Source organism: Oleiphilus sp. HI0061, from assembly GCF_001635675.1.
In genome coordinates, this window is the sequence record NZ_LWFE01001120.1 from 1 (window position 1) to 2,827 (window position 2,827).

Sequence of the window (2,827 nt, forward strand, 5' to 3'; positions counted from 1 at the left end):
CTGGTCGTGTTGATAAAGCTATGTTCTCATCTATATTAATAGAAACATTACGCAACATTGGTTCACGTATTACTCCCGCAGTTTGTTGCAAGCTTTAGACAATCGCTATGGTGATTTAGCTTGTCTTTAAGTAGTTGGAATACAGGTTCGTGCGAGAGAAAATGATGATAGGCGGGTAAAAATATGTACGCGACTCAACAAACAGAAAAAACGCGTCTAGGTGATATTCTTTTAGATAAAGGCCTAATAAACGAAACGCAGTTGAATGAAGCAATTGCTTCTCAGCAAGGCACTGATCTGCCCTTGGGTCAGATTCTCGTCGATAAAGGCTGGTTGAGTCGTAGACAGATTGACCAAGCTCTTAAAGTACAGAGTAAATTACGTAGCGCCATTGTTTCTTCGATTATTAGTTTATCTCCCTTGGCTTTGGTTGGTTGTGGCTCAGCAGCGACCTCTGACGAAGAACCTGTAGAAATTCAGCAAGTTGAAGAGCCTGGTGGGCAAGAGGCTCAGGGGAACAGTGAAGAGGCTTCCAACGATTCTTCAGATAATTCAAGCGATGCTGGAGATACTGGCGGCTCAGTAGTCGGTGGACAAGATGACAGTGGCTCTGACGACCAGCAAGCGGGCAGTGGGGAAAGTCAAAGCGGGTCGAGTGATTCTAGCGGTAGTGACAACGAAGGTTCTTCTGACGCTACTGACGGGCAGGAGCAAGAAGCGTCTCTCGGCGCTATAGAATTTAGCTGGGCTTATCCAAGTCAGCGAGCAGATGGTTCAGATTTCGAAGTTTACGAAATACAGGGCTTTAGAATCTATCAAGTTGCTGGTAACGGTGAGGTTGATACTGTTCATGAGGTCGATGGTCTAGATACCTCATATATTGTTACTGAGCTGGCCGATGGTGATTATCATTTTGCAATTACCGTTGTAGATACTGACGGCCTCGAAAGCGACTTATCCGACTCTATTTCTGTAACAATCTAATCGTCTTTTTTCAATAAAGCTCAGATTACCTGGATCTGAGCTTTTTAAGTTCTTTCAAAACAATTCTTAGTGGCTACGGCTACTTTTGTTTCCATATATCCTTGTTACTTGACTGGCTGCTTGACTGATTTCCGCGGGATTGCTTTTGAGTAGGGCGTCTTTTTGCTCTTCTAGGCTTATTTTTATCGGAGTCGGTCTTCGCCTGATTGCCGTGCTGCTCGGCTTTTGGCTTTTTGGGTTTCTTGGGCTTTTTTGCTTTGATCGGACGAGTATCTAGCTGGGATTCGGGTAGGGAGTGCACAGGTTCGAAGCCTTCGACCGTTCTACGTTGAATCACTTGTTTAGTTAACCGTTCAATACCTTTGAGTTCTTTAAATTCATCGGCACAAACCAAAGATATCGCTAAACCATCCGACCCCGCGCGGCCGGTTCTACCTATTCTGTGCACGTAATCTTCAGATACGTGAGGTAGCTCAAAGTTAACAACCTGAGGTAGCTGATCTATATCGATGCCGCGTGCTGCAATATCAGTCGCAACTAAAACTTGAATGACACCAGACTTAAACTCTTGTAGGGCTCGAGTTCGGGCACCTTGACTTTTATTGCCGTGAATCGCGGCAGCTTTGATACCTGCCCCTTCGAGAACTCTTGTTAGGCGGTTTGATCCATGTTTGGTACGACAAAAAACCAAAGTTTGTTGCCAGTTTTCTTCCTTAATCAATTGGCATAAAAGTTTTGATTTTCTATTTTTATCGACTGGGTATATCCACTGCTCAATTGTTTTTGCTGTTGTATTACTGGGACTAACTGAGACCTCAACGGGGTTATGTGTAAACTCTCTTGAGAGCATCTTGATTTCGTCTGAAAAGGTGGCTGAGAATAATAGGCTTTGCCTGTTCTTTGGAAGCAAGGAAATAATTTTCCGAATATCCCTTATAAAGCCCATATCTAGCATTCTGTCAGCTTCATCGAGAACAAGGATTTCGAGGTCTTCAAATTTCACTGCATTTTGAGAGTGTAGGTCGAGAAGACGTCCCGGAGTGGCTACAAGTATATCGAGACCTTTACGTAGCAGCATCATCTGAGGGTTAATCTTGACGCCACCGTAGACAACAGAAGAACGTAGAGGAAGGTGTTTCGAATACTGCTCAACACTTACGGCAATTTGTGCTGCGAGTTCTCTGGTTGGGGCGAGGATAACTGCACGAACTCGATTACCTTTTGGTTTTTCGCCTTTAACGAGACGATCTAGGATGGGCAATGTAAAACCAGCAGTTTTCCCTGTGCCGGTTTGTGCTGCTGCTAAAAGGTCATGGCCGGCAAGTACTTCAGGTATAGCTTTTTCTTGTATAGGGGATGGGGTTTTATACCCTAATTCTTCAATAGCTTTTAATAGTGGAAGCGAAAGACCTAAAGACTCGAAACTCATAAACTGCTCAACTGTAGGGGCTGTACAATAACAATACAGCCAAAATAAGGAGAGCGAGCTTATAGGATTCTAGTGGTTGGCGCTAGTATTGTTTTTGAGCGATAGCTGTTCACGATGTTTAAGAAATCAAGGCATAAACTCCTGATTGATCTTGTCGATCGAGCCATCCCGGTACTGACGTGGTCTAATAGATATGACCAGTCCAGTTAAGACATAATACGTCCTAACTGGAGAAGGTAAATTGAATACACGAAAAAAATATTCCCAAGAATTTAAATTGGACGCGATTAGTCTGGTGCTTGATCAAGGCCACACTAGGACAGAGGCAGCCCGTAGCCTGGGTATTAGCGCACAGGTACTGGGGCGTTGGATAAAAGAATATCAAAACGATTCAGGCAATGCTTTCAGAGGCAA

At 44.0% G+C, this 2,827-nt stretch carries 3 protein-coding genes; 2 read left to right on the forward strand and 1 reads right to left on the reverse strand.

Annotated elements, in window-relative coordinates:
- Window positions 1-183: 183 nt before the first annotated feature.
- Window positions 184-984, forward strand: coding sequence for a hypothetical protein (locus A3735_RS16600; RefSeq protein WP_068507789.1), 801 nt, complete (start codon window positions 184-186; stop codon window positions 982-984).
- A 79-nt stretch (window positions 985-1,063) separates the two neighbouring features.
- Here A3735_RS16600 and A3735_RS16605 read toward each other — a convergent pair whose 3' ends face one another.
- Window positions 1,064-2,413: a DEAD/DEAH box helicase gene (locus A3735_RS16605; RefSeq protein WP_068507786.1), complete on the reverse strand. Its 1,350-nt coding sequence runs from the start codon at window positions 2,411-2,413 to the stop codon at window positions 1,064-1,066.
- A gap of 241 nt (window positions 2,414-2,654) precedes the next feature.
- Here A3735_RS16605 and A3735_RS29070 point away from each other — a divergent pair.
- The coding region (locus tag A3735_RS29070) for a transposase (RefSeq protein WP_082885912.1) at window positions 2,655-2,827 on the forward strand (173 nt) is incomplete at its 3' end.

Excerpts from the sequence above, each read along its gene's own strand:
- A3735_RS16605 (WP_068507786.1), bottom strand. The coding sequence starts at position 2,413 with ATGAGTTTCGAGTCTTTAGGTCTTTCGCTTCCACTATTAAAAGCTATT.
- A3735_RS16600 (WP_068507789.1), top strand. The coding sequence starts at position 184 with ATGTACGCGACTCAACAAACAGAAAAAACGCGTCTAGGTGATATTCTT.